Origin of the sequence: Streptomyces venetus (assembly GCF_039540295.1) — a bacterium.
Taxonomy (GTDB): domain Bacteria; phylum Actinomycetota; class Actinomycetes; order Streptomycetales; family Streptomycetaceae; genus Streptomyces; species Streptomyces venetus.
Map to the genome: position 1 here is coordinate 15,819 of NZ_BAABET010000010.1, position 23,402 is coordinate 39,220.

Consider the following 23,402-nt stretch of genomic DNA (forward strand, 5'->3'; position numbering starts at 1 on the left):
GGCCTGATGACACCATGCCTGCCTTAGTGACAGATATCGTGTCTCGGCTCATGAACTGAGCAGCCTGAGACGTCCCGCCTGGTACTCCAGCCGTAGATCGCTGGTGCGACGTCCGACCGACCGCGCCTACGGGTGCGTGTCCGTGATCGCGATGACCTCGTCGAGGCGGTCCAGGGCGGCCTGCAGGTCGTCGACCTTGGCCTGGATGCGGTCGCGCTCGGCGCGCAGCATGGCTCGTTGCTCGGCGTCGGTGTGCCCGGTGTCCCAGCACGGAAGGAGTTCCGCGATCCTTCGGCTGGTCAGACCGGCGGCGAACATCTGCTGGAAGAAGCGCACCAGGGTGACGGTGTCCTGCCGGTAGAGGCGCTGGCCGGACGGGCTGCGCTCCGCGATGAGCAGCCCCTGCTGCTCGTAGTAGCGCACGGCGCGTACCGAGACGCCGGCGGCCCGTGCCACTTCGCCGATGCGGACCAGCCGCTCGGCCGCAGCCTCCGTGACGGTCATGGTGATTCCTCTCGCCCCGGTCCTGACGGCCAGCACTTGCCTCTGACGTTAGCGTCAGGTTTTAGCGTACCGGGCATGGACATCAACAACTCCGTCGCCCTTGTCACCGGAGCCAACCGCGGCCTGGGCCGCGCCTTCGCCCAGCGCCTGCTCGAACGGGGCGCCCGCAAGGTCTACGCGACGGCCCGCCGACCGGAGACCGTGGACCTGCCCGGGGTCGAGGTGCTGCCGCTCGACATCGCCGATCCCGCGTCCGTGAGGGCCGCCGCCGAGGCCGCCCCGGACGTCTCGCTCCTCATCAACAACGCTGGAATCAGTACGGGGACCGACCTGGTGACCGGTTCGCTGGACGCGGTGCGGCACGAGCTGGAGACCAACATGTTCGGCCACCTGGGAATGGTCCGGGAGTTCGCGCCGGCGCTCGCCAGGAACGGCGGAGGCGCGATCGTCAACGTCCTCTCCGCCATGTCGTGGTTCGGGGGCAAGGGCGCCAATGCCTACCACCTGACCAAGGCCGCAGCCTGGGCCATGACCAACGGCGTCCGCCTGGAGCTCGCCGAGCAGGGCACGCTCGTGACGGCGGTGCACCTCGGCCTGGCCGACACCGACATGGCGGCGGGCTGGCCCGTGGACAAGATCGCTCCGTCGGACCTGGCCGACGCGGCGCTCGACGGTGTGGAGGCGGGCTCCGCCGAGGTCCTCGCCGACCAATGGAGTCGGGACGTCAAGTCCCGGCTGCCGCTGACGCCGGAAGAGTTCAACGCCGCGATGGACCGCGCCCTGGCAGCGCTGATGACGGCCTGAGGGGCCCTCGGGCCGCGCTGACTTCGGTGTGTTGCCAGCGCAAGTGCCCGCGGCCCACTCTGGCCGTCGCCGCCTGCATGATCTCGGGCGGGTCGTGACCTGTTCGTGGCTCTTCGTCAACGAGCGGCCCGTGCGCCCTGCTCTCACCGTCCTGGCCGTCGTTCTCGCCGTACTGCCCACCGCGGTCGCTCTGGCCGCGCAGGCCGCACCGGCTGCCGAGGCCCTGCTGTTGAGCGAAGCGGTGGCCTGGACGATCAAGTCCTGTGTCTGGCTGGCCCGTCTGGCGAGATCCTGCCTGTGAGCGGTGCACTCATCCCGGACGACTCCGGTGGGTGACGTACGTCGTCACCCATCGGACACGTCTAGGACAGGAATTGGCCTAGGGCCTGTCCGGCGGATCTTGGCTGAGGGTCGCCAACAGGTGTGTGACCGGAGGGCTTTGGTCGTTCTTGCGCCAGGCGACGGCGACTCTCGTGCGAGCGGTGCTGGGCTCGATCCTGCGGAAGGCGACGCCTTTGAGGCGCATGCGTCGGATGCTCGCCGGGGCCAGGGAGACGCCCAGACCGGTTTCCACGAGCGCGCACACGGTTTGCCACTCCACTGCATGCTGGGCTATCTGCGGTGTGAAGCCTGCTGCGGTGCACAGCCCGGTGATCTGGTCGTGCAGCTGTGGGCCGACCGCGCGGGGCAGCAGCACGAAGGGCGAGTCCGCGAGCTGTGCAAGCTGCACGGTCCGTTGGGCTGCCAAAGGGTGGGCGGCCGGCAGCACGGCCACGAAGGGCTCGCTGAGTACCGTCCTGAACCCGAGCTCTGCCTCGCTGGTGGGGGGCTCACGCAGCAGGCCGATGTCGATGGTCTTGTCGTGCAGGGCGGCGATCTGCGGCGCGGTGGTCATCTCACGGATGTCCAGGTGCACGCCGGGGTACCGCTGCCGGAAGGCGCGCAGCAGGCCAGGCAGGATTGTCAGGGCGAGGGAGGCAGCAAAACCGATCCGTAGACGGCCGGCCCGGCCGCTGCCCACGGCCCTGGCTGTGGCCAGGCCGTCCGCTAGGTCGGTGAGAGCCCGCCGCGCGGCGGGCAGCAGTTCGCGGCCGGCCGGGGTGAGCGTGACGCGTCCCGGTTCGCGGGTGAACAGCGCGTGACCGACCTTGTCTTCCAGTCGGCGGATCTGCTGGCTCAGCGGCGGCTGGGCGATGCCCAGGCGGGCGGCCGCGTGGCCGAAGTGCAGTTCCTCGGCGAGTACGACGAAGGCGTGCAGCTGTGGGAGGGGAAGTTCGGGGCGCTCCATACGCCTAGAGATATCAGGCCATGCCTTCAGCTGTATTAGACGTACCTGTGCTGGTCACTTAGCGTTCTGCGCATGACAGAGCGACACGCGATCCTCAGCGGCTCGACCTTTGAGGAGCACATCGGCTATGCCCGTGCCGTGGTCGACGGTGACTGGGTGCATGTGTCCGGGACGACCGGCTTCGACTACACCACCATGACGATCTCCGACGACGTGGTGGTGCAGGCCGAGCAGTGCCTGCGCAACATCGAGGCCGCGCTGGCCGAGGCGAAGTGCACCTTCGCCGACGTGGTGCGGGTGCGCTACTTGCTGCCCGACCGCGAAGACTTCGAGCCCTGCTGGCCGGTCCTACGCCGCTACTTCGGCGACGTCCGACCGGCCGCCACGATGCTCATGTGCGGCCTCTCAGACCCCCGCATGAAGATCGAGATAGAGGTGTACGCGCGGAGGGTCACCGCGTAGCAGCCCGAACTGCGCACTATCAACCGGCTCAAGAACTACCGGGCCGTGGCGACGCGGTACGACAAACGGGCCTACGTCTTTCACGGCACCGTCACTGTCGCCGCGATCCGTGCGCGAGACCGAGCTGCTGCGGCCCTCGTTCAAGCGCGAGAAGAAACGCCGGGGAGAGGGGCTGCTGAAGTCGGTGCGGCAGCTGATCGAATTGCCGTGGGTTGTGACAGCCCCACGGATGTGTCTCGAGATGGGGTGGCGGGGGGGCCTCGAACCGGACCCACAAGGGCTCGATCGCTCATGCTTCGACGGCGGGCACCGGTGCTACTTCGGTGCCCAGGAGCACGTTCCGCTGCGCGTGGCCCTGCTGCTGGCCGTGGTGGGGGGCATCCTGCTCACCGCCCTGGCGGGCAGCGCGCGGATCATGCAGTTGCGCGCGACCGCCCGCAAGCACCGCCGGGCCGACCACAGGGCTGTGAAGGCCGGGGCCAAGGACTCGTCGAAGGCCCGGTGGTAGCCCGGACTACCGAGAGCCCGCCACAGGCTGCCGCTTGTAGAAGGACTCCTCCAGGTAGGCGGCCTCGTGCGGCTGGTAGGGCTCCTCCAAGTAGGCAGCCTCGTCTTCGTCGAGTTCGACGTCCACCGCGGCGACCGCGTCGGCCAGCTGGGCCGGCTTGGTGACCCCGACGATGGGCGAGGTCACCGCCGGGTTGCGCATGACCCAGGCCAGGGCGACCTGGGCCGGAGACAGACCCCGCTTGCCCGCGATCTCGTGGACGCGCTCGGCCACCGCCTGGTCCTCGTCGCGGTAGAGGATTTTGCCGCCCGCGTCGGTCTCGGCACGCGCCGTGGCGGTGTCCCGGGCCCGCGTCAGCCTGCCCCGCGCCAGCGGGCTCCACGGGATCACGCCGATGCCCTGGTCGGCGCAGAGCGGGATCATCTCCCGCTCTGCTTCCCGGTGGATGAGGTTGTAGTGGTCCTGCATCGACACGAACCGGGTCCAGCCGTTCAGGTCAGCCAGGTACAGGGCCTTGGCGAACTGCCAGGCGTACATGGAAGAGGCTCCGATATAGCGGACCTTCCCGGACTTGACCGCGTCGTGCAGCGCCTCGAGGGTTTCCTCGATCGGGGTGTCGTAGTCCCAGCGGTGGATCTGGTACAGGTCGATGTAGTCGGTCCCCAGTCGCTTCAGGGAGGCGTCGAGCTCGGCGAAGATCGCCTTGCGGGACAGCCCGGCGCCGTTCGGGCCGGGGCGCATCCGCATCCAGACCTTGGTGGAGAGAACGACCTCCTCGCGCCGGGTGAAGTCCTTGACCGCCCGGCCGACGATCTCCTCGCTGCTTCCGGCGCTGTACCCATTGGCCGTGTCGAGGAAGTTGACGCCGCCCTCGAGGGCCTGCTTGATGATGTCCCGGCTGGCGTCCGCGCCCAGCGACCAGGGCTCGCCGCCCCGGTCCGGCTCGCCGAAGCTCATACAGCCGAGGGTGATGGCGGAGACTTCCAGTCCGGTCGTTCCGAGTTTGATGTATCGCATGCCTGCGAACCTAGGAGTTGGAGTGCGCCCTAACGCAAATACGTCTCGGTCCGGAATTCGGAGGAGGGTTACATATGCGCCCGTCAGGTTTCGACCGTTTCGGGCCAGGCGTACCAGAGAACCCAGTGGTAGCGAGTAACAGACTGTCAATTCTCAGCCGAGTGCGTAGGGCACTACTCAGCCCCCACGGTAAACGCCCCTCGCGGGACCGTCGCCACGACCGATCATCGCTCGATCACTAAGAGATTCCGCTGGTCCGGGCGACGGTATCGCGGCGCTAGACCCCGGCTCTGCGCGGCCATCGTCGGCTGGCTCACCTTCGGCGGCAACGACCGGCGCCGAACCCTACCGGCTGGCCCTTACACAGGCCCGGACAGCAGCGCAGGACGCTGTCGGCTGACCTCGCCCGGTACGGGAGGTGATGCCGTTTTTACCCCGCACGCGAGGGCCGACGGCCTCCCGCTATTGCGCTGCGATGGCTTTGATCCAGTCCTCGACGGCGACCACTTCGGCCCACTGGGGGAACAGCTTTTCGGTGAGCATCCGGTGCACCTCGGGGTCGGTGTCGAGGCAGGCATCGGCCAGGACGGTGAGGCCGAAGTCCAGGTCGATGGCGTGCCACAGGGTGGACAGGACGACAGCGCTGGTGGCGATGCCGGTGAGAACAAGGCTGTCGACATCTCGAGCCCTGAGCACCAAGTCGAGGTCGCTGCCCGAGAACGCACTCCCCCGCCTCTTGGTGACCACGACGTCGCCCTGCTGAGGCGCGACGTCGTCATGGATCTCGGTGCCAGGGGTCCCCTCGGTGAACAGGCCGGCCCGCACGGCGTTTGTCATCACCCTGTTGCGGGGGCTGACTTCTGGATCGCCCGGCCGTAACCCGAGCACCACGTAGATCACGGTGATACCTGCGGCCCGGGCACCGTCGATCGCCCTTCGCAAGCGCGGCAGATATCCGGAACCGTCATCGGCGATGGCCACGACGTCCCGTTGAACGTCCATCACCAGAAGTGCGCTGTTTGCCATGCTAGCTGTCCCTTTCTCCGTTGAGACAAGTCTGGCGGATCAACCGAGCCGCGGTGGAGGCCTCGGAGATTTTCGCAGCGCCGCGCCGCAGTGCTCCCACGACCGGTTTCAGTTCTCGTCGACATCAACGAGTCGCGCGTGGGGGGCCGCTGGACACGAGCAATGAGCCAGGGGTGTATCCGGGGGGACGGCGTAGCCGTACCGGTGTCACTCCGGCTGGTGCTCGGAGCCTCCGAAATCCGGACTGGTGTAGTCCGGGCTGGTAAAGCTCGGGCGCGGGCCCGAGGCACCGCTGTGCGGACGAGGAAAGCCGGGTCGGTCGTAGCCGAGGTGCGGCATACGACTGGTGGGCTCTGGCGGTGCCACAACATCAGATGCGACACCACCGGGGTCGGCCGATGCCTCCCTCAGGAAGGGCATGATGCCGCGCTCCAGCAGAGCCTCCCGCCACGCTTCTTTGGCCAGCGCCACCTTTTCGCTCATCTCGCCTTGGGACCAGTCCCCGACTGGGGGCCGGTGGCGCCGGGCGAGGACCAGCAGAACGGCGAGAGTGCCCGCACATACAGCCCCGGCCACCCACCCGGCGGCAATCATGGAACGGGAGGCATCCGACTCTGCACTGAACGACATGAGGACGATGCCGGCAAGGAAGAAGATCGCAGTGACCGTTCCGGACAGGACAGCGGCAGGAACAGCGAAGTACGACCAAGCCCCGGATCTGCCGGCCTCGGCCGACTCCGGGGCCAGTTTCCGGGCCTCCATGGCGCTGCCTGCTGGCACCTCTGGACGTACGTGCAGGCCGAGCACAGCTGCCAACAGGCGACGGCCGTAAGACATCCTGGCCCAGCGCTGCGCAGCGACACCGCCACCGATTCGGCGGCGGCCCGACTGTCCGGCGCCGGGAACGGCTCCACCGAACCGACGGTCCTGACCTGCCGGAGCCGGCCGACCCGCGGATGCCGGACGGCTGCCAGAGTGAGAGGAGGCAAACGAGGAGGCCGTCAACGCGTCTCCGGTGGACCAGTACGCCGGGTCGCGCATTTCCTCGCGGACCCTCACATAGTGCTGGTACTCGGTCGCCGCGGCCGCCGTGATGAGCGAGGTGGCGCTCAGCGCCATGGTGCGCAACTGTTCGAGACTGAGCTTCCGTCCGAGAGCAGCCAGTTCCGGGCGGTGTGGTACAGATCGCAGGGCTTCGTCGAGGAGCCGCTCGTACTCCTGGCGGTCCTCGCTGAAAAGGTACTGCGGAACACTGTTCACGGCCCCGCCTCCCCCATCGCCGGCCCGTGCCGCCATCGTGGCGCGCTGGGACCGTCAACGCCAGATCCCGCCCCATCGGGCGGGTCGGCAGCCAAGGGAGTATTCGCGGAGCGCGTGGGTTCTGCCGACCGGGCTTGATCCGCAGGAAGTTCGCCAGGGCCGGGCTCTTGCGTACGAGCGACGGCCGCGGGCGGCCTGGCCGAGGACCGTGCAGTAGGTAGTGGGATTTCGCGCGCGGCGGGCTGGGCCGGGTCCGCAGCAGCCGCGAGTTGGGGCTCCATTGGGGATGGTGGCCCTATGGCACCTGCGGCGCCAGGGGACTCGGCACCGGGCACGGTGCCCGCGGTCGCGGTGTTCCCGTTCTCTACGGCCGCCTGCGCCGTCTCAGCCGTCGGCCGATCGCCGGTCACCACCTCGTTCACCGTCTGGACGCGGGTGAGTTGAGTGAGCAGCATGGGCGCCGACATTCCGACAACGAGCGCAGCGTACGCGCCGCTGATCTGTCCTGTGGTGCCGAACAGTACGGCAGCACCGGCTCCCATCACGGTGTGCACGGCGGGCGCGACGATGTCGGTGGAGGGGTCGAAGTACTCCCGGAACTGCGGTGCTTGCCTGCCCGCCTGCAGACAGGCTAGGCGAACGGCCTGCCAGGACACGAATCGGGTGTATAGATCCACGGCCCCACGCAGCAGACCGCCCGCCGCGCCCAGCACGATCAACGTCGGGATGTCCACGGTCTCCCCCGAGTTGTGGCGCCGGCACCTGGCTGGAGACTTCCATACACCGGGCCAGCGTAGAGGCAGGCTTCAGCAACAAGGAAGGGCCTCTTCTCCCAACTGCTCGTTCATCAGATCGACTTGCTGTCCAAGCCGGCGCGGGACCGCCAGTGTTGCCAGCAAGGCTTCATCAGTGACCCTCCTCCGAGAGCCCTAGCCGGTCGTGTGAAGAAGCCGCGACTGAAAGAACTTCTTGCGCTGCTACTTGGACGTCCGGCAGGAGCGAGCTGCGGCCCTTGGTTACGGTGGAGACGTAAGGCCGCCCTCAAGCAGGACATTCTCGACCGCACGTCTCATCGACCTCGTCGCCAACAACCACCAACAGGCGCTTACAGCAACGAGGACGGCCTGCGGAGCGATGGTGCCGACTGCCGGCGCCGGGCTTCTTCAGGCCGTCAGCAGCGGGCCGAGTTCGGCGGCCCACTCCGGGTAGAGCGCGACCTTCTCCTCATGCAGGGCGAGGATGTCCCGGGCCAGGGTGGGCGTCATGTCGTCGGACAAGTCCGGGCCGATGGCGATCCTGTCCAGGTAGGGCGTGATCTGCGGGTCGCCGGCCAGGTGAACCGGGTCGTGCATGTAGCGCCGCAGGGTCGGCAGGTCGGTGATGCCCACGCAGTAGGCGTGGGTGAAGCCGTCGGGATCACCGAGGCATTGGCCCACCGTCGAGAACGACACCGAGTCGACAGAGGCCATACGCCCCAGCACCGCGAGTACGTGCTCGCGCTCCTCCTCGGTCGCGGTCTCCTTGAACGTGAAGCGCAACATGTGGACGATCACGCCTATCCCACCCCTCCCATGCAGACTGAACCTGCTGGTTCAGAAATCTGTTCGCGTTGGTTCAGTCACTACACTGAACCCATGAGTTCAGAAGTGTCAACCGGGGGTGGGCGTCCCGCCCGTGGGCGGATCGAGCGGCGGCAGGCGATCCTGGACGGCGCGTTCGCGGTATTCACGCGACACGGCTACGCCCAGGCATGCGTGAAGGAGATCGCTCAGGAGGCGGGGGTCGCAAAGCCGACCGTTTACAGTCACCTGAACGACAAGGAGAGCCTCTACCGCGAGGCCGTAGAGGCCGCCGCCGACCGGGTCGGCGCGCAGAGCCTCGCCGTCGTCGAGCAGCTGCGCGAGGCCGCCGCGGACAGCGACCCGCGCGCGTCACTCACAGCCGTGGCCCACGGCCTGCTCCAGGCGTTCAGCAACGAAGACGCTCGCGCCGTGCGGCAGTTGGCCTCTGCCCAGGCGGCTCAATTCCCCGACCTGGCGGCGAGCGTACGCGAGCGCACAGCCCTGCGGGTACGTTCCGCCCTCGCTGACCGTCTGGCCCGCCTGGCTCTCGCTGGCCGCCTGCGCCCGTGCGACCCGGAGCTCGCCGCCGAGCACTTCCTCTCTCTGCTCACCGGCCCGATGGAGTACCGCCCCGACGCCGCCCCGGACACCGTCGCTGACACTGCGATGGACGTCTTCCTGCGCGCTTACGGCAAGTGACCCCCCAATCTGTGCCGATCAAAGAGGCGTGTCATCCACCGTCCGCAGCCTCGGCAGGGCGCCATCAGTCCGGTCGCGGCTCCGGGGTGAGTGCCGCTGCTGTTGCCGTGGCGTGCTGAGGGCCGGTCAGCGGGCGGCCAGCGGCTGTCGACAGGTCTTCCAGGGCCTGCCTCCACAGTCCGGGGAGGCTGCCGGCATCGGGGAGAGCTTTGTCGATGCGGAAGCACACGCTCGCCTCGCCCGCGTACACGAGCATGATCACCGACAGGGGCGCGCCGGGCGGGCAGCACATGATGGGGTCGATCCGGGTCACCACCGCGTCGCCGTAACGGAGACGTTGGCGCATCACCAGGCAGGACGCGACGAGCGTGAGCCGACCCGGAGCGGTGCTCGCGGCTACGAGGCGCTGAAGAAGGCCGGCAGGTAGGCGGGTGAGAGCAGCGCGGAGCACTGCTCTGTGTCCGGGCAGCCTGAGAGGCGATGTCACCGCACGGGTCTCGGTGAGCCGCTGGAGGAGGTGAAGTGGGCCGGCCGGGAGGTCGACGCGGGTCAGGAAGAGGCGGTTGCCGGGGGCCCCGGCTTCGTCCTTCGCGCGCAGGTTGACGGGGATCATGACGGGAATGGGAGCCTTGGCGGCGTGTGGCCAGGATGTGCTCGCCCATTGCGCGATCGCGTGGCCCAGCGCGGTGAGGTAGACATCGTTGGCGCTGGCGTCGCCTGCGCGCGCCGCCGTCTTGAGCAGGGCCGCAGGGGTGTGGACCCAGGCCGTGTGACGGCGGCTGGACAGGGGCTGTGACGGTGAGGTCCACACATGGTGCTTGCGGGCATGCCGCAGCAGGACTGCGGCGCTGCGCAGCACCTGCGGCAGCCGGGGCCGCGGCTCGGCGCGCCGGGTCCGCAGCACCGCCGTGGAACGCCCGGCACCCGTGTGCGGTCCGAAGAGGGCCTGCAGGACCTCGATCGCGGTGGCGCCGTCCTGCACGCTGTGATGGGCCGTGTAGAGCAGTGCGAATCCGTCGGAGACGTGGCCGTGGAGTAGGACCAGGCGCCAGGCCGGGGCGTCCACGGGCCAGGGCTCGCGTAGGTGTTCGTGCACCGCCGCCTCGAGAGCCTGGCGGCCCCTGGCCAGGCGTTGGGCGCTGACATGACGCGCGGGGTCGGGAACGGCGGGTAGCCACTGCGCCCGCCGGCCGTCGCCGTGAAGGAGACGCGCCGTGCACGCAAGGCCGGAAAGGCGGGCGGCCACGTGCTCCTGGAGGTCAGGCAGCCCGGGCACTGCGCCCGACAGGTGCAGGACCGCACCGATGGTTAATCCGGCGTCCGGATGCTCCGCGCGTTGTTCCAGATCGCGCAGGAAGAGGTCGGCCGCACTGGGAGGGAGGAAGGTTCGCATGTCGGTCATTTCTGTCACTGCGAAAGATCGGTCGTCACGGCATTGATGCGCTGGTGGGCTGCGATCGCGGTCATCGACTCGCTGCCCGGTGCGAAACGACCCTGGTCACCCTGGCGTAACGGTCTCCTTGGCACCCGGAACCGGTGCCCGCGCCGGGCCCTGGGTGCGGGTGCGCAGGGCGAAGGCGGTCATGCCGAGTCCCGCCATGCCCAGTGCCCACCCGAACCCGAGCAGCAGACAGCTCCACGGCAGCACGTGCAGGTCGGCAGCGGTCACCGCGGTCTGCACCGCGCCGTGCGCCGGCAGGTAGCGCACCAGGGCACTGTCCGATTCCGGATTGACCAGCGGGTTCTGCAGCAGCAGATCCACCGAGCTGATCATGATGGCCAGGAACATGCCGGCCAATTCACTGCGCACCACGGCGGCGAGCACGATGCCGACCGTCCCGTAGACCAGCGCTCCGGTGAACATCCCGGCGGTGAACAGCACCGGCTGTACCGGCCTCCAGAACAGATGCATCCACGCAGTGCCGTAGGCGGCGACCGCGGCCGCCACCAGGACGAGCGACGCGTATTTCGCCAGGGCCAGGCAAGAACGCGGGAAGCCGGCCCGTACCAGACGTCGGTCGAACACGGCGGAGCGGGCCGTGGCAACGAACGTCATGAACGCGACGACCAGCGTGAGAGCCTGCAGCGCCCCGACGACCTGGGTGAGGACGTTGCCGTCCATGACCACATGGCGTCCGACCGGCCGGACGTAGAACCGCAAAGGTGTCCGCGCCACCACCTCGTAGGCCAGCGTGGTCCACAGCGGCACGAACAGGAGCACGATGAGCAGCGCCAGCCGGTTGCGGGCCTGCTCGATCAGCGCGAATCGCAGCGCCGTGCCGAAGCAGGCACGCCAGCGCTTCACGAGGCCGCCCCGACTGTCGTCGTCCACTCGGTCTTGTGCAGCAGCCCGCCGTCCAGGCGATACAGGGTGGACAGGCGCGAGGCGTCATAAGCAAGGTGGGAAACCACGAGCACCGCACAGCCCCGGTCTCGCAGAGCCGCTGCCAGCTCCCAGAAACGCAGATAGGTCTCCCAGTCGAAACCCTGGTACGGCTCGTCCAGGAGCAGCACCTGTGGGTCGTGCATCAGGGCGAGAGTCAGGTTGAGTTTCTGGCGCGTGCCGCCGCTGAGTGCCTCCACCCGCTCATACCGGTAATCGCTGAAGTTCAGTTCCTCCAGCAGCTCGCAGGCTCGGGTCAGACGGCTGATGCCGTAGGCGGCCTGGAAGAACCGCAGGTGCTGGTCGACGGTGAAAGCCGGGTGGAGCACGGTCTCCTGCGGGCAGCAGCCCAGCCGTCCCGTTCTCCGCACCATGCCGCTGTCCGCCGCGAGGTCCCCGGCCAGGATGCGTAGCAGCGTGCTCTTGCCGGCCCCGTTCTCACCGACGATTCCCACCAATTCTCCCGGACGGAGTTCCAGTGACACCCCACGCAGGACAGGCCGCTGCCGGTACCTCTTGCACACCTTTCGCACCTCCAGCACCGGACCGATCGCATTCACCGCGCCGCCCTCCACTCCCGCCGCTTTCCGCCCGGCCTGCCACGCGACCGCATCCGATGGCCGACAGCCGCTCTACGCAGCCGCGCCGACGTCCGCAACGGGCGGAGACCGGTGACATCCCGAAGTCCCCGGCCAGCCGTGCAACGAACACGACAGGTCGCAGGACACGACCACTGAACGGAGCCGGCCACGCGCCCGTCCCCTTGACCGGCACGCACGCACTCGCCATACGGCCCGTGAACGGGTACGGGGTCACGGGTGGCACACACAGAGGCGGTTTGGGCCCGGGGCATCGTGCGGCCCTCTCGCAGAGTCGGCCGGCGTCGCGCGACTAATCGTCGGATCGGCGGTCGGCTGCTGCTTCGGTCAGCCGGTATGGGCTCTGCTCCGGCTGCGCGAACGACGCGGGTCCTGTGCACGGCCGCTGGGGCTGTCGACGGTGCCATGGGCCGCCGACAGCCGTGGACTTCTCCGTCCGGGTGCGTGCCCTGCCTGAGACAGAAGGAGCCCTCCCAGCGCCAGGCGTGACGACAGCGCCCCGCCGTCGTTGCACAGCGCGAGTCGTGGTGTGCGGCTTTCTCCAGGTCAGGGCAGGCAGATCGGCTTTCCAGTCACTGGGAGACGGACGTTTCACCATGCATCCCGCGCCGACGGCGGACCGCTGACGGCGCCCAAGGGTTGTGCGGCCCGAGACGCGGGCGAGCGGCAGAATGGGGAGTTTTCTTGAGCGCGTCACCCATCTCGGCGCGGCCTGTGTGCGTGGCTGACGCCAGAGCCGATCTGACCACGGCCCGCACTGCGGTCGACCGGGCTCTGGACGCTTTTTTGGCCAGCAAGCAGCGATCCGACCGGCCGGGACATTCCGGCCCCGGTGCGGAGCACATGATCGATGTTCTGCGCGCGTTTCTGAGTGGCCGCGGCAAGCGGGTCAGGCCGCTGTTCTGCCACATCGGGTGGCGGGCTGTCACCGACGCGCCGCTGGACGTACGGCTGATCGACGTCGGTGTCGGGCTCGAACTCCTCCACGGGCACGCTTTGGTCCACGACGACCTGGTGGACCGCTCCCTGATGCGGCGCGGTCGCCCGGCGGTGCATGTGGCATGCGCGGACTTGCACGGCGCGAACGCCTGGTCCGGAGTGAGCGCCGCCGTGTTCCTCGGAGACCTGGCCGCTCTGTGGGCCGAGGAGCAATTCCAGTGCCTCTATGAGCCGGGCGTCCCACCGGCGGCCCGTGCCCATCTGGGTGCTATGCGTGCCGAGCTGCTCAACGGCCAGCTCCTGGATCTGGTCAAACCCTCCCAGCTGTTCGGAACGGTGCCCGAGGCGTTCGCCGTCATCCACGCCAAGACCGTCGCCTACACCGTCCTCGGTCCGCTCCTGATCGGTGCCGCGATGGCCGGCGCCGACCCGGACGTGAGCGACGCCCTGGCCGGCTACGCCCGGCCGCTGGGTGAGGCGTTCCAGTTGCAGGACGACCTGGAGGACGTCGCTGCCGACCCGGACTGTTCGGGTTGCGGGGAGGATTTGAAGGAGGGCAAGCACACCGTGGTGGTGGCCCTGGCCGGCGAGGCCGCCACGGCCAGGCAGCGCGCGGTCATGGCCCGGCTCCTGGGCCGGCCCGGCATGTGCGGGGGTGAGCTGGCGGAACTGCGCTCCACGATCGCTGCCACCGGGGCCGTCGAGCGGGTACGGGCCATGATCGCCGCTCGGCGCCGGGCAGCCCTCGAGCGGGCGGCCGGCGGGCCCTTCACCGAGAGGGGACGAGCACTGCTGATCGCGATGACGGACCTGGCATTGCCCGGTGTCGCCGACTGGCCGGAGGTGGCCGCATGACAACGACAGGCAGCACGGATCACACCGCACCCACCCTGGCAGCCCGGCTGGTCCAAGCCCGGCGCGACATCGACCCGCTGCTCCGGGAGGCGGTCGGCACCCTCCCTGCGGGCCGGGTGGGCGACGCGGCACGGTACTACTTCGGCTGGATCGACCCCGAGGGCCGCCCGACCGGAAAGATGGGCGGCGGAAAAAGCATCCGCGCCGCGCTGGTACTCGATGCCGCGACCGCACTCGGCGCCGAGCCGGCGGCCGCGCTGCCCGCCGCAGCGGCCGTGGAACTGATCCAAGCGTTCACGCTGTTGACCGACGATGTCCTGGATCGCGACCGCACCCGGCACGGCCAGCCCGCCACCTGGACCATTCACACCGCTCCCACCGCGCTCCTGGCCGGCAACGCGCTGCTCAGCCTCGCCCTGACGCTGCCCGGCCTGCCCCCCGGCGCGGCCCGGCTGCTCGGACACGCGACAGCTGTGACATGTGAAGGCGCGGACGCGGACACTGCCTTCGAATCCCGCACAGACACCACCTGGGACCAGTGCCTGACCATGACCCGACAGAAGGCAGGAGTCTTCCTCGGCGCGACGGCCGGCGTCGGTGCCCAATGTGCTGCCGCCGACCCCAGCGTGGTGGATCTGCTCGTCGAGGCGTTCACCACCGCCGGGGTGGCGTTCCAGTGCGCCAACGACATGCTGGGCGTCTGGGGAGACGCGGCCAGAACCGGCAAGCCCACCGGCAGCGATCTGGCAGGGCTCAAGCGCACTCTGGTCACCGTGGACGCCCTCGCCCACGACAGCGCGGCCGGCCGGGCCCTGGCCACCCTCTACGCCACCCGCACTCCCCTGACACCCTCGCAGACCGCCCGCGCGACCGAGCTGGTGAACGCGACCGACGCCGGGCCCCGCGCCCTTCACTTCATCAACCAGCAGATCCAGATCACCCTGGCTCTCCTCGACCAGGCGGTGCCCGACCCTGCCGCCCGCCGGAACCTGGAGGCACTGGCCACCCTGCCGATCAGCTACTACACCGCCTACGCCGACGAACGAGGCCCCCGGCCGTGAACAACCCCAACACGCCAGCCCCGGCCGCCGACAGCCTCCGCCCCACCGTCCCTCCGCCCGCCGGCCCCCTGCCCCCTCTGGGCGCGGTCGTCTGCGACATCGACGGCACCCTCACCACCACCTCCAGCGCGCTGACGGTCACCAAAGCCCTCGGTACCTCCGCGGCCGAGCACGCCCGTCTCTACCGGGCCTTCAAAGCCGGAACCCTCACCGGCGACGAACTGCCCCGCGCACTGTGTGCGCTGTGGGCCGGGGTCCGGCGCGAAGACCTGGAAGCCGCGTTCGCCACCGTCCCGCTGCGCGACATCGACCACCTCACCGCCGCCGTCCGTGAGCACAACGTTCCCCTGGCCCTCATCAGCTCCTCGGTCACCGAATACGCCAAAGCCACCGCCGCCCGGATCGGCGCCCGGTTCGCCTACGGCGCCGGCCGCGTCGTCTACGACAACCACGGCTACATGACCGGCCTCGACCTCGACGCCACCGACCCCGCGGCCCTCACAGAACTCAAAGTCACCCAGTTCCATCACCTGGCCCGCGCCCTCCACCTGGAACCCGACCAGATCCTCGTGCTGGGCAACGGCCCCAACGACACCGGCCTGTTCGCCGCCACGCGCCGCTCCGTCCTCATCGACCCCCTCGGCAACAGCCCTCACCGCCACCAGGCCGCACACACCGCACCCGATCTCCAACACGCCGCCTCCTACCTGACCAAGGCCCCACCAACTTGATCTGGACGCATGCAAGCCCGACGGCGCGATCAGCTTCGAGTTGGTCACTTCTCCGAACTAGCGGGTCGTCTAGTTCCGTTTGCTCTGCCGACGGGTCTCCCACAAGGGGCGACATCGACGAGGACGCTGGACGTCCAGGTGAGATTGAGCGGTGCGACCCTGCGCCGCGTGGACGTCGCCGTGCTGGCGTGAACGCGGCCCGGGTGGGCGCTGCACGAACTGGTCCTGGGACGCCCCTGAGCAAACGGCGAGGCCCTCTCGCGGCAAAACGAGGGGGCCGATCAGTGCCGTGGTCTTCCGGCCGCGGCAGACACTGCGGCGCGAACCCTGGCCCTGGCCGCGGGCAGGTTTCGTGAAACGTGGTCCAAGGAGAGCGGGACGATCCGATCACAAGTAGCCCGTCCGTCCCACCACACCGTGCCGGCCAGTGAGCCGGTCAGTACCAACAGGGTGGCGAAGCCGCAGCCGTGCTCCTGAATGACGACCGCGCCGGCCGTCTTCAGGTCCTCGAATCTGTCGGCCTCGTCAGCCCAGGCACGCCAGGCTGTTCGATACGCGGCGTCGTCCTCGAACGCCTCAGCCTGTGGCTCACGCGCCATCAGTTCGTCGTCGCTCTCGGCATAGGAGTCGGGATGCGGAAAGGGAATGGCCAGCAGCTCGCGCCGCCCCTCGTCATTGCCGGCCCACCACCAGCCACGCCCGGTCCGCTCAAGCCGGAAGAGTGCCCCGCCAGCGCTCACCTCGCGCAGATACGTCCGGTATTCCTCAGGCAGGAGCACACCGAGTTCTCGACGCGACCTAGAACCCGCCCGAGCCGATCTTGTCAGAAGCCCTCAGCGGCTGAGCGAGCCGATGAAGCGGTCCAGCCGAGAGACGACTTGTCGCAGGACATCAACCGATCCTGCGGCATCGTCAGCAAACTCCAGGCCATGGTCCGCCAAAGGCACTTCCAGGACATCGTGTCTCAGGGACGCAGCAATTCGAGAATCCCAAAGTTTGTCGGCGCTTCCGCCGATGAGGAGGGTCGGCTCCACGGCTCGTTGGAGAGCCGCAGCAACGTGGTCGATGGTCAGGAGCGGGGTGAGCCAGGCTGCCGGGATCTTCCTGTCAGCTGCGATGCCGCAGGCGAGAGAGCCCAGGGATTTGCCTATGACGAGCTGACAAGCCCCTGCCTCGGCTTCGATGGCCTCGGTGACCTGCCGCTCCACCCATGCGATCCGATCGTCCACTGTGAACTGCGAGAACCCACCAGGGACCCGCCACCACAGTTCCTGGACCGTCCAGCCGTGCTGGAGCAGGACGCTCCGGGCGAAGTGCAGCAGCGGCCGGGCAGGCGAGTAACCGACACCTGGAACGACAACTGCAACACGATCTCGGCCTCCGCCGAAACGGGTGGGCATAGCAAAGGGGACGGGATCAGACATGACCGCAGACTACTAGTCAGTGATCACAGACTCCCTGGTACTCGAACGCTGCCACCATGAACCCTGAGGAATCACTCGACCGTCGACACCGCCGAATCGGCTCGCCGCCGCGGTACTGGCCGTGGCCTCCCTGCTCAGCCCCGCACAAGCCCACGCCGCCGCTACCACAGCTCCCTCCTACACCCTGCCGCTGACCAATGCGGTCAACACGCTGCCCGTCGCCGCGGAGGACCCCACCGGGCGAGCGTTGACGTACATGCGCTCTGCGACTTCGGCCGACACGGCGTGGAGATCGTCACGGCGGTGTGCCAGAGCTTCGAGGTGCACCGCGAACTCGTGGGCAAACGCACCGCCGCCGTCATGCTGGCTGACGACGACGCCGGTGACATCAGCGGGCATCAGCCCTGACGGCGGCCCGCACCTGGTGTTGCCCGCCAGGCACGGTCCTCGGCGGCGCGTTCGCCATCCCGCCCCCAGCGGCTGAGACGAGAGCAACAGCACCGCCCGGCAACTCGGCATCCGGTGCGTGGCGGGTGTGCGGCACGGCACCGGATGCGGGTCAGGTGGGTTGCGGGCGGCCGAAGAGCAAGTCGTAGCCTGTCGGGAGCTGGAGCAGGACCTGGTCCATCAGGTCGTGGCCGGCGGCGTCGGCGACGGTGCTGAGGACGGCGCTGACGTCCCAGGCCGCGGTCTGTTCGGTGGCTCCCTCGATCCAGGCCGCCGTCGCCCGCACGAACCTCTCCGGCGTCAGCGGCTCGGCGCTCTGCAGCGGGTTGAGCAGGATCAGGGCGAATTCCTCTGGCAGGCGCGCCGCCAGCTGGGCGCGCACATCGCCCACCAGGTGGGCACCCAGCAGGGCGAGGACCACGCGCGCCGCCCGCTCGGCTTCGTGTTCCGTTTCGTACTCGCCGCGTTCCTTCACCTGGTCGAGGAAGGCTTCGCGTCGCAGGGTCATGGGGCAACCACCCTTCGTCGGCTCTTAACTCCGAGGGGGTGAAGGGCGGGTGAGGAATGCCCGTCCTCCATTTCTCGGCCGGCCACGGCCGCCGTCGGAGATCTCCCCCGCAAAACCCACTGATGGCGGGTCTTGCGAGGCTTGGCGCGCTCGGCGATCGGGAAACACGGGCTTCCTGGCCGACTGGGCCGGTGCTGGTCCGAACGCCGACGGCGTGGCCGTATCCGGGGCGCCCCCGGGGGTTCTGGTGTCAGCTGGCCAGATCGGCTTTGCCGAACAGGACGGCGTAGCCGGAGGGGAGCTGGCTGATGATCTGGTTCAGCTCACCGCCGGAGACGGCGCCGGCCAGGGTAGTCAGGACCGCGCTGGCGTCCCACTGTGCGGTACGCGGCCGCGCGCCGACGCGCTCGGCGACCCGGCGGTAGAACTCCTCGATCCCGAAGCTCTCGGCCTGCGCCTGCTTGGCCTGGGCCAGTGTCTGTCCGAGCGGTGCGGGCAGTTGGGAGGCAAGGTCGTCGACCTCGCCGGGGCTGATGCGCTGGGCGAGCACGCTCAGCACCGCCTCGGTGACCTTCGCGGCTTCGTCCTGGCTGGCGTATTCGCCGAGCTCGCGTACGCGAGCGAGGAATTCGTGGTGCTGCATGATCCGTCACCTCCGCTTGCCAGTAACTCTCAGGGGCATCGAAAGCGATGCCTTCTTCCCCGGTACCCAGACGGAAGCAAGCCTGTCAGCTCCGCACGACGGGCAACCGCGGCTTGTCTGCGCGGGCGGATGACCACCGTGCGCTGTATTCGGGTTCCGGTGCGCCGCTCGTGGGCGGGGCCGGCCCGGTGACCTCCACAGTCGCCGGGCGCAGCAGGTGCTCTCCCAGCCGGTAGCCGGGACGCAGGACCGCCGAGCACACGAGGCCGGCCGCGGCGGCGCAGACGTGGTGGGTGAGGGCGTCGTGGCAGGCAGGATCGAACGGATCGCCTACCTCACCGAACGACGTGACACCCAGCGAGCCGAGCTGCTCCTCGAGGCTGCCGGCGATGTCCTCAAGACCGGGCGTGAGCGGTTCGTTGGCGCACGCCCGGTCGACGGCGTCCAGCACGGGCAGCAGCGCCTTGAGCACGTTGGCCGCGGCGATCTCGCGCACGGCCAGGCGGTCCCGCCGGACCCGCTTGCGGTAGTTGTCGTACTCGGCCTTGACCCGCTGCAGGTCGGCGGTCCGCTCCTGAACCAGGCGCCGCAGCTGCTGAAGTTCGGTGCTCTGCGGACCGCTCCTAGTCATCGTCAGCCAGCCTCCGGCTTGTCGTCATCAATGATCTCGGCGTCCACCACGTCGTCCTCGGCCGGACCACCGCTCGTACCACCGTCCGCGGAGGCACCGGCCGGCCGCTCGGCCTGGGACTGCTGATACAGGGCGGTGCCGATCTTCTGCGCGGCCTGGGCGGTGCGGTCGATCGCCTGCCGAATCGCGGCGGTGTCCTCTCCCTTCAGCTTCTCCTTCAGCTCGACCAGCGCCGACTCGGTCTCGCTCTTCGCGTCCGCCGGGATCTTGTCGGGGTTGTCCTGCAGGAGCTTCTCGGTGGAGTAGACGAGCTGTTCACCCTGGTTACGGGTCTCGGCCGCCTCACGCCGCTTTCGGTCTTCCTCGGCGTGCTGCTCCGCTTCGCGGACCATGCGGTCGATGTCGTCCTTGGGCAGCGCCGAGCCTCCGGTGACGGTCATCTTCTGTTCCTTGCCGGTACCCAGGTCCTTGGCGGAGACGTGCATGATGCCGTTGGCGTCGATGTCGAAGGTGACCTCGATCTGCGGCACACCCCGGGGGGCCGGGGGCAGGCCGGTCAGCTCGAACATGCCGAGCTTCTTGTTGTAGGCGGCGATCTCCCGTTCGCCCTGGTAAACCTGCACGGTCACCGACGGCTGGTTGTCCTCGGCGGTGGTGAAGATCTCCGAGCGGCGGGTGGGGATGGTGGTGTTGCGCTCGATCAGCTTGGTCATGATGCCGCCCTTGGTCTCGATACCCAGGGACAGCGGGGTGACGTCGAGCAGCAGGACGTCCTTGACCTCGCCCTTGAGGACACCGGCCTGCAGGCTCGCGCCGACGGCGACGACCTCGTCGGGGTTGACGCCCTTGTGCGGGTCCTTGCCGGTCAGCTCCTTCACCAGCTCGGTGACCGCCGGCATGCGCGTGGAGCCGCCCACCAGGACCACGTGGTCGATGTCGGACACCTTGATCCCGGCGTCCTTGATCGCGTTGTGGAACGGCGCCTTGCAGCGCTCCAGCAGTTCGGCGGTCAGCTGCTGGAACTGGGAGCGGGTGAGCTTCTCGTCCAGGTGCAGGGGTCCCTCGGCCGAGGCGGTGATGTAGGGCAGGTTGATGGTCGTCTCGGTGGACGACGACAGCTCGACCTTCGCCTTCTCCGCCGCCTCCCTGAGGCGCTGCACGGCCATCTTGTCGTTGGACAGGTCCACGCCGTAGTGGTTCTTGAACTGTGTGACCAGGTGGTCGACGATCCGCTGGTCCCAGTCGTCACCGCCCAGGTGGGTGTCGCCGTTGGTGGCCTTCACCTCGATGACGCCCTCGCCCATCTCCAGCAGCGAGACGTCGAAGGTGCCGCCGCCGAGGTCGAAGACGAGGACCGTCTGGTCGTTCTCCTTGTCCAGGCCGTACGCCAGCGCGGCCGCCGTCGGCTCGTTGATGATCCGCAGCACGTTGAGGCCCGCGATCTCCCCGGCCTCCTTGGTCGCCTGCCGCTGGGTGTCGTCGAAGTACGCGGGCACCGTGATCACCGCGTCGGTGACGTCCTCACCCAGGTAGGACTCCGCGTCCCGCTTGAGCTTCTGCAACACGCGCGCGGAGATCTCCTGCGCGGTGTACCGCTTGCCGTCGACGTCTCCGTGCTCGGGGAAACGCCAGCCGTGGTCGCCCATGTGCCGCTTGACCGAGCGTGCGGTGCGCTCCACGTTCGTCACGGCCTGCCGCTTGGCCACCTCGCCGACCAGCACCTCACCGTTCTTGGAGAACGCCACCACCGACGGGGTCGTCCGCGCGCCTTCGGTGTTGGCGATGACGGTGGGCTCGCCGCCCTCCAGGACCGAGACCACCGAGTTCGTCGTTCCGAGGTCGATACCAACCGCCCGTGCCATCTGTGCTCTCCCTTCTCGTCCTCACCTCGTTCTTCGTCTCACCGGCCGGGGATCCACCGGACCGGCCCCGCCCGCAGCGGCGGCTCGGGACGCACGTCCCCGAGCACCACGGCGTACCGCCACGCGGGCCGCACGGGCTCGGTCGGAGCAGCACCTCGATCAGACGCCGGCAGCGTGCGCTCGAGGCGCTGGTCGTAGGCCGCTCGCAGGACGGGATCGCGCAGCGTCTCGTACGCCGCCCGCACTTCACCGAACCGTGCGGTGATGTCCGCGTCCACGCGGGTGTCGGGGCGCAGTTCCCGCACCTGGGCACGGAAGGCCGAGGTGATCTTCTCGGCCGTCGCCGAGGGCTGCACGCCCAGCACCGCGTACAGGTCCGATTCCGGCTCCGGCGCCTGCACGTCCGACCACCTCCTCGCCCATGCTGAGCTGCGACTTCCTACCTCCTTGCCTACCTTTCTGAGATAAAACTTGAGCCCTTCCTTGTCAAGTCTGGCGAGGTGTAGGGAGGTGATGCCTGCTGTAGTCCATGCAGTGCAGTGATCACCGAACTCGCTGTCGAACGTGTGGAGTTCACCGCACTGCGGCCGCCGCCGGGTCGGACGCCTGGTGGCGCGCCGGCCCGTGTCGCTGCCCGGTGGCGCCGAGGCGCCCCGCAACCGCGTCACGGCCGAGGGCGGCCATCGTCCCGAGCGGCACACCGCACCGATGCTGCACGCCGCCGGCCACCCGCAGCCGCAACCCGGCGCACGAGCAGCCCGGCCGTCCACGAAGCCGTCCGGATGATCCGAACAGTGCGCGCCTGCCCGTGACGGCGGGCGCGCACTGTTGTGGCAGGGAGTCCGCACGCCGATCTCCTGGGCCCTGCGGCGGCCCCTGAAGGGCGGCACGATCGGCACTCACGTGTGACCTGCGGCATTGCCGGTGAACGCGGTCGGCCTCCACGATGACCGGACCAAACGAGGTCAAGGAGGGCAGCTCCTCATGGGTATTCATGTGCACGTGCGGCTCAGCCAGGGGCTGAGCGTGTCGGCCGAGGGAGAACTGATCGAGCACTCCCGCTGCCGGTGCGGCGCCACCTTCACCAAAGAGTTCGACGCGGAGGCCGGGAAGCCGGAGGGCCCGGCCCCGTCCTGATGCGCTCCCAGAGCCGCACACGAGAAGCCGGCAAGGGTTCTCCCAGCCCGACGCTCCGCGGCTGACCGTCACGTCTGTTGTCGCGCCGTCTACGCGGGCACGCGGGTAACCGTGCGCGAGACCGTGCTTTGCCCGGGATGACGGTGGCACCTCGGCGGCCCGGCGGCGCGCGAGCCCGGCGGCCCGAAAGGATCCGCAGCGCCGCGGTGGCGGCGCTGGCTGCCGGAGGGGCAGAGCGAGCATACGGCCCGGCATCCTGGCCCGCACTGATCGCGCTGACCCTGTTCGGCGCGCTGCCGGACTATCGGCGGGTGGCACGGGAGAGTCGGGACGGCGAGGGGTCGATCGCCATGCTGGAGCGGGCCCTCGGCGCCGGGCCGTGCGGTGCGCGGTCGGGCTACGGCACGGCCACGGGGTCGGTCACCTGTCGGCGCCCCGCGGTCGCAGAGGGAGAAGGGGCAAAGACGGCGTCAGGGCCCCGGGCTGGTGCCCGAGGCCCTTGGAGAGAGGAGTTGCTGTGGCGTCAGCTGCCCAGTTCCTTGCGGTCGCTGCCGCCGCTGATGGCGATCTTGCGGGGCTTGGCTTGCTCGGCGACCGGGATCCGCAGCCTCAGCACACCGGCCTCGTAGGAGGCTTCGATCTTGTCGGTGTCGAGGGTCTCGCCGAGGAACAGCTGCCGGCTGAACGTCCCCGCGGGCCGCTCGGTGACCACCGTGTCGGTGTTCTCGCCGTACGTCGGCTTGCGTTCGGCCTTCACCGTCAGGACGTTGCGCTCGACATCGAGATCGATCGACTCCGCGTCCACGCCTGGCAGGTCCAGCTCCACGAAAAACGTGTCGCCCTCACGCCAGGCGTCCAGCGGCATGCCCGCCGGGTGCGCGGCCGTGCCCCAGACCCGCTCGACGAGCCGGTCAAGCTCGCGGAAGGGATCCGTACGCATCAGCATCCTGTCATCCCTCCTTCACGTCGTTCCTGCGTTCAATCCGCTCTACTTCTGATGTACCACTACGCCGGAAGTTGACAACTACAGGCTCAATTTTTTTTCGGGACGG

26 protein-coding genes and 2 pseudogenes are annotated in these 23,402 nt (G+C 68.9%); 11 read left to right on the forward strand and 17 right to left on the reverse strand.

Annotated elements, in window-relative coordinates; genetic code table 11:
• Positions 1 to 126: 126 nt before the first annotated feature.
• Positions 127 to 504, reverse strand: coding sequence for a MerR family transcriptional regulator (locus tag ABEA82_RS29220; RefSeq protein ID WP_345664683.1), 378 nt, complete (start codon positions 502 to 504; stop codon positions 127 to 129).
• Between the two features lie 75 nt (positions 505 to 579).
• Here ABEA82_RS29220 and ABEA82_RS29225 point away from each other — a divergent pair, with 75 nt between their 5' ends.
• A complete protein-coding gene (locus tag ABEA82_RS29225; protein WP_345664684.1) occupies positions 580 to 1,308 on the forward strand; it encodes an SDR family oxidoreductase in 729 nt (242 codons plus the stop codon).
• A 130-nt stretch (positions 1,309 to 1,438) separates the two neighbouring features.
• Complete coding sequence (locus ABEA82_RS29230; protein WP_345664685.1) at positions 1,439 to 1,609, forward strand: hypothetical protein; 171 nt, start codon at positions 1,439 to 1,441, stop codon at positions 1,607 to 1,609.
• A 78-nt stretch (positions 1,610 to 1,687) separates the two neighbouring features.
• Here ABEA82_RS29230 and ABEA82_RS29235 read toward each other — a convergent pair whose 3' ends face one another.
• Positions 1,688 to 2,596 (reverse strand): LysR family transcriptional regulator, encoded by a 909-nt coding sequence (locus ABEA82_RS29235; protein ID WP_345664686.1) that lies wholly within the window; start codon positions 2,594 to 2,596, stop codon positions 1,688 to 1,690.
• A 72-nt stretch (positions 2,597 to 2,668) separates the two neighbouring features.
• On the opposite strand from ABEA82_RS29235, the gene ABEA82_RS29240 reads away from it, so the two are divergent.
• The 3 genes and pseudogenes from ABEA82_RS29240 to ABEA82_RS38745 form a co-directional block, all read left to right on the forward strand.
• A complete protein-coding gene (locus ABEA82_RS29240) occupies positions 2,669 to 3,058 on the forward strand; it encodes a RidA family protein (RefSeq protein WP_345664687.1) in 390 nt (129 codons plus the stop codon).
• 12 nt (positions 3,059 to 3,070) lie between these two features.
• Positions 3,071 to 3,169: pseudogene (locus tag ABEA82_RS29245) on the forward strand (IS5/IS1182 family transposase); the annotation flags it as partial.
• Positions 3,165 to 3,260: pseudogene (locus ABEA82_RS38745) on the forward strand (IS982 family transposase); the annotation flags it as partial. The pseudogenes ABEA82_RS29245 and ABEA82_RS38745, both read left to right, overlap by 5 nt.
• Positions 3,261 to 3,572: 312 nt before the next feature.
• Here the strand turns inward: ABEA82_RS38745 and ABEA82_RS29255 are convergent.
• The 4 genes from ABEA82_RS29255 to ABEA82_RS29270 all read right to left on the reverse strand — a co-directional run bounded on the left by ABEA82_RS29255 (position 3,573) and on the right by ABEA82_RS29270 (position 8,422).
• Positions 3,573 to 4,583: an aldo/keto reductase gene (locus tag ABEA82_RS29255; RefSeq protein ID WP_345664689.1), complete on the reverse strand. Its 1,011-nt coding sequence runs from the start codon at positions 4,581 to 4,583 to the stop codon at positions 3,573 to 3,575.
• Between the two features lie 462 nt (positions 4,584 to 5,045).
• A complete protein-coding gene (locus tag ABEA82_RS29260) occupies positions 5,046 to 5,609 on the reverse strand; it encodes a cysteine hydrolase family protein (RefSeq protein ID WP_345664690.1) in 564 nt (187 codons plus the stop codon).
• 207 nt (positions 5,610 to 5,816) lie between these two features.
• Positions 5,817 to 6,869 carry a hypothetical protein gene (locus ABEA82_RS29265; RefSeq protein WP_345664691.1) on the reverse strand — a complete coding sequence of 351 codons (1,053 nt, stop codon included), beginning with the start codon at positions 6,867 to 6,869 and terminating at the stop codon, positions 5,817 to 5,819.
• Positions 6,870 to 8,032: 1,163 nt separating this feature from the next.
• Positions 8,033 to 8,422 carry a Dabb family protein gene (locus ABEA82_RS29270; RefSeq protein WP_345664692.1) on the reverse strand — a complete coding sequence of 130 codons (390 nt, stop codon included), beginning with the start codon at positions 8,420 to 8,422 and terminating at the stop codon, positions 8,033 to 8,035.
• An 81-nt stretch (positions 8,423 to 8,503) separates the two neighbouring features.
• Between ABEA82_RS29270 and ABEA82_RS29275 the strand changes: the two genes are divergently transcribed.
• Positions 8,504 to 9,130, forward strand: coding sequence for a TetR/AcrR family transcriptional regulator (locus tag ABEA82_RS29275; protein ID WP_345664693.1), 627 nt, complete (start codon positions 8,504 to 8,506; stop codon positions 9,128 to 9,130).
• 64 nt (positions 9,131 to 9,194) lie between these two features.
• Here ABEA82_RS29275 and ABEA82_RS29280 read toward each other — a convergent pair whose 3' ends face one another.
• From ABEA82_RS29280 to ABEA82_RS29290, 3 genes are all read right to left on the reverse strand, one after another.
• Positions 9,195 to 10,532 (reverse strand): hypothetical protein, encoded by a 1,338-nt coding sequence (locus tag ABEA82_RS29280; RefSeq protein ID WP_345664694.1) that lies wholly within the window; start codon positions 10,530 to 10,532, stop codon positions 9,195 to 9,197.
• A gap of 96 nt (positions 10,533 to 10,628) precedes the next feature.
• Positions 10,629 to 11,462 carry an ABC transporter permease gene (locus ABEA82_RS29285; RefSeq protein WP_345664695.1) on the reverse strand — a complete coding sequence of 278 codons (834 nt, stop codon included), beginning with the start codon at positions 11,460 to 11,462 and terminating at the stop codon, positions 10,629 to 10,631.
• Positions 11,432 to 12,052 (reverse strand): ABC transporter ATP-binding protein, encoded by a 621-nt coding sequence (locus tag ABEA82_RS29290; RefSeq protein ID WP_345664989.1) that lies wholly within the window; start codon positions 12,050 to 12,052, stop codon positions 11,432 to 11,434. Before ABEA82_RS29290 ends, ABEA82_RS29285 begins: the two co-directional genes overlap by 31 nt.
• A gap of 903 nt (positions 12,053 to 12,955) precedes the next feature.
• Between ABEA82_RS29290 and ABEA82_RS29295 the strand changes: the two genes are divergently transcribed.
• Genes ABEA82_RS29295 through ABEA82_RS29305 form a run of 3 tightly spaced genes read left to right on the forward strand, consistent with a single transcriptional unit; the run spans position 12,956 to position 15,698 of the window.
• Entirely contained in the window at positions 12,956 to 13,906 is a 951-nt protein-coding gene (locus ABEA82_RS29295) for a polyprenyl synthetase family protein (RefSeq protein ID WP_345664696.1), read from the forward strand.
• Positions 13,903 to 14,967: a polyprenyl synthetase family protein gene (locus ABEA82_RS29300; RefSeq protein ID WP_345664698.1), complete on the forward strand. Its 1,065-nt coding sequence runs from the start codon at positions 13,903 to 13,905 to the stop codon at positions 14,965 to 14,967. The genes ABEA82_RS29295 and ABEA82_RS29300 overlap by 4 nt, the downstream gene beginning before the upstream one ends.
• Positions 14,964 to 15,698 (forward strand): HAD-IB family phosphatase, encoded by a 735-nt coding sequence (locus tag ABEA82_RS29305; protein ID WP_345664699.1) that lies wholly within the window; start codon positions 14,964 to 14,966, stop codon positions 15,696 to 15,698. The genes ABEA82_RS29300 and ABEA82_RS29305 overlap by 4 nt, the downstream gene beginning before the upstream one ends.
• Before the next feature lie 281 nt (positions 15,699 to 15,979).
• Here the strand turns inward: ABEA82_RS29305 and ABEA82_RS29310 are convergent, their stop codons facing one another.
• Positions 15,980 to 16,477 (reverse strand): SMI1/KNR4 family protein, encoded by a 498-nt coding sequence (locus tag ABEA82_RS29310; RefSeq protein WP_345664700.1) that lies wholly within the window; start codon positions 16,475 to 16,477, stop codon positions 15,980 to 15,982.
• A gap of 54 nt (positions 16,478 to 16,531) precedes the next feature.
• Positions 16,532 to 17,122: an alpha/beta hydrolase gene (locus ABEA82_RS29315; RefSeq protein ID WP_345664701.1), complete on the reverse strand. Its 591-nt coding sequence runs from the start codon at positions 17,120 to 17,122 to the stop codon at positions 16,532 to 16,534.
• Positions 17,123 to 17,407: 285 nt separating this feature from the next.
• Between ABEA82_RS29315 and ABEA82_RS29320 the strand changes: the two genes are divergently transcribed.
• On the forward strand, positions 17,408 to 17,530 hold the full coding sequence (locus ABEA82_RS29320; RefSeq protein ID WP_345664702.1) for a hypothetical protein: 123 nt from the start codon (positions 17,408 to 17,410) through the stop codon (positions 17,528 to 17,530).
• A 151-nt stretch (positions 17,531 to 17,681) separates the two neighbouring features.
• Here ABEA82_RS29320 and ABEA82_RS29325 read toward each other — a convergent pair whose 3' ends face one another.
• The 5 genes from ABEA82_RS29325 to ABEA82_RS29345 all read right to left on the reverse strand — a co-directional run bounded on the left by ABEA82_RS29325 (position 17,682) and on the right by ABEA82_RS29345 (position 21,614).
• Positions 17,682 to 18,077: a DUF2267 domain-containing protein gene (locus ABEA82_RS29325; RefSeq protein WP_345664703.1), complete on the reverse strand. Its 396-nt coding sequence runs from the start codon at positions 18,075 to 18,077 to the stop codon at positions 17,682 to 17,684.
• A gap of 250 nt (positions 18,078 to 18,327) precedes the next feature.
• Entirely contained in the window at positions 18,328 to 18,720 is a 393-nt protein-coding gene (locus tag ABEA82_RS29330) for a DUF2267 domain-containing protein (RefSeq protein ID WP_345664704.1), read from the reverse strand.
• Positions 18,721 to 18,805: 85 nt separating this feature from the next.
• Positions 18,806 to 19,351, reverse strand: a complete 546-nt coding sequence (gene grpE / locus ABEA82_RS29335) for a nucleotide exchange factor GrpE (protein WP_345664705.1) — start codon at positions 19,349 to 19,351, stop codon at positions 18,806 to 18,808.
• A 2-nt stretch (positions 19,352 to 19,353) separates the two neighbouring features.
• Positions 19,354 to 21,213 (reverse strand): molecular chaperone DnaK, encoded by a 1,860-nt coding sequence (dnaK, locus tag ABEA82_RS29340; RefSeq protein WP_345664706.1) that lies wholly within the window; start codon positions 21,211 to 21,213, stop codon positions 19,354 to 19,356.
• A 38-nt stretch (positions 21,214 to 21,251) separates the two neighbouring features.
• Entirely contained in the window at positions 21,252 to 21,614 is a 363-nt protein-coding gene (locus ABEA82_RS29345; protein ID WP_345664707.1) for a J domain-containing protein, read from the reverse strand.
• 583 nt (positions 21,615 to 22,197) lie between these two features.
• Between ABEA82_RS29345 and ABEA82_RS29350 the strand changes: the two genes are divergently transcribed.
• Positions 22,198 to 22,350 carry a hypothetical protein gene (locus tag ABEA82_RS29350; protein WP_345664708.1) on the forward strand — a complete coding sequence of 51 codons (153 nt, stop codon included), beginning with the start codon at positions 22,198 to 22,200 and terminating at the stop codon, positions 22,348 to 22,350.
• 523 nt (positions 22,351 to 22,873) lie between these two features.
• On the opposite strand, the gene ABEA82_RS29360 is transcribed toward ABEA82_RS29350, so the two are convergent.
• On the reverse strand, positions 22,874 to 23,296 hold the full coding sequence (locus ABEA82_RS29360) for an Hsp20/alpha crystallin family protein (RefSeq protein WP_345664709.1): 423 nt from the start codon (positions 23,294 to 23,296) through the stop codon (positions 22,874 to 22,876).
• Positions 23,297 to 23,402: the final 106 nt, after the last annotated feature.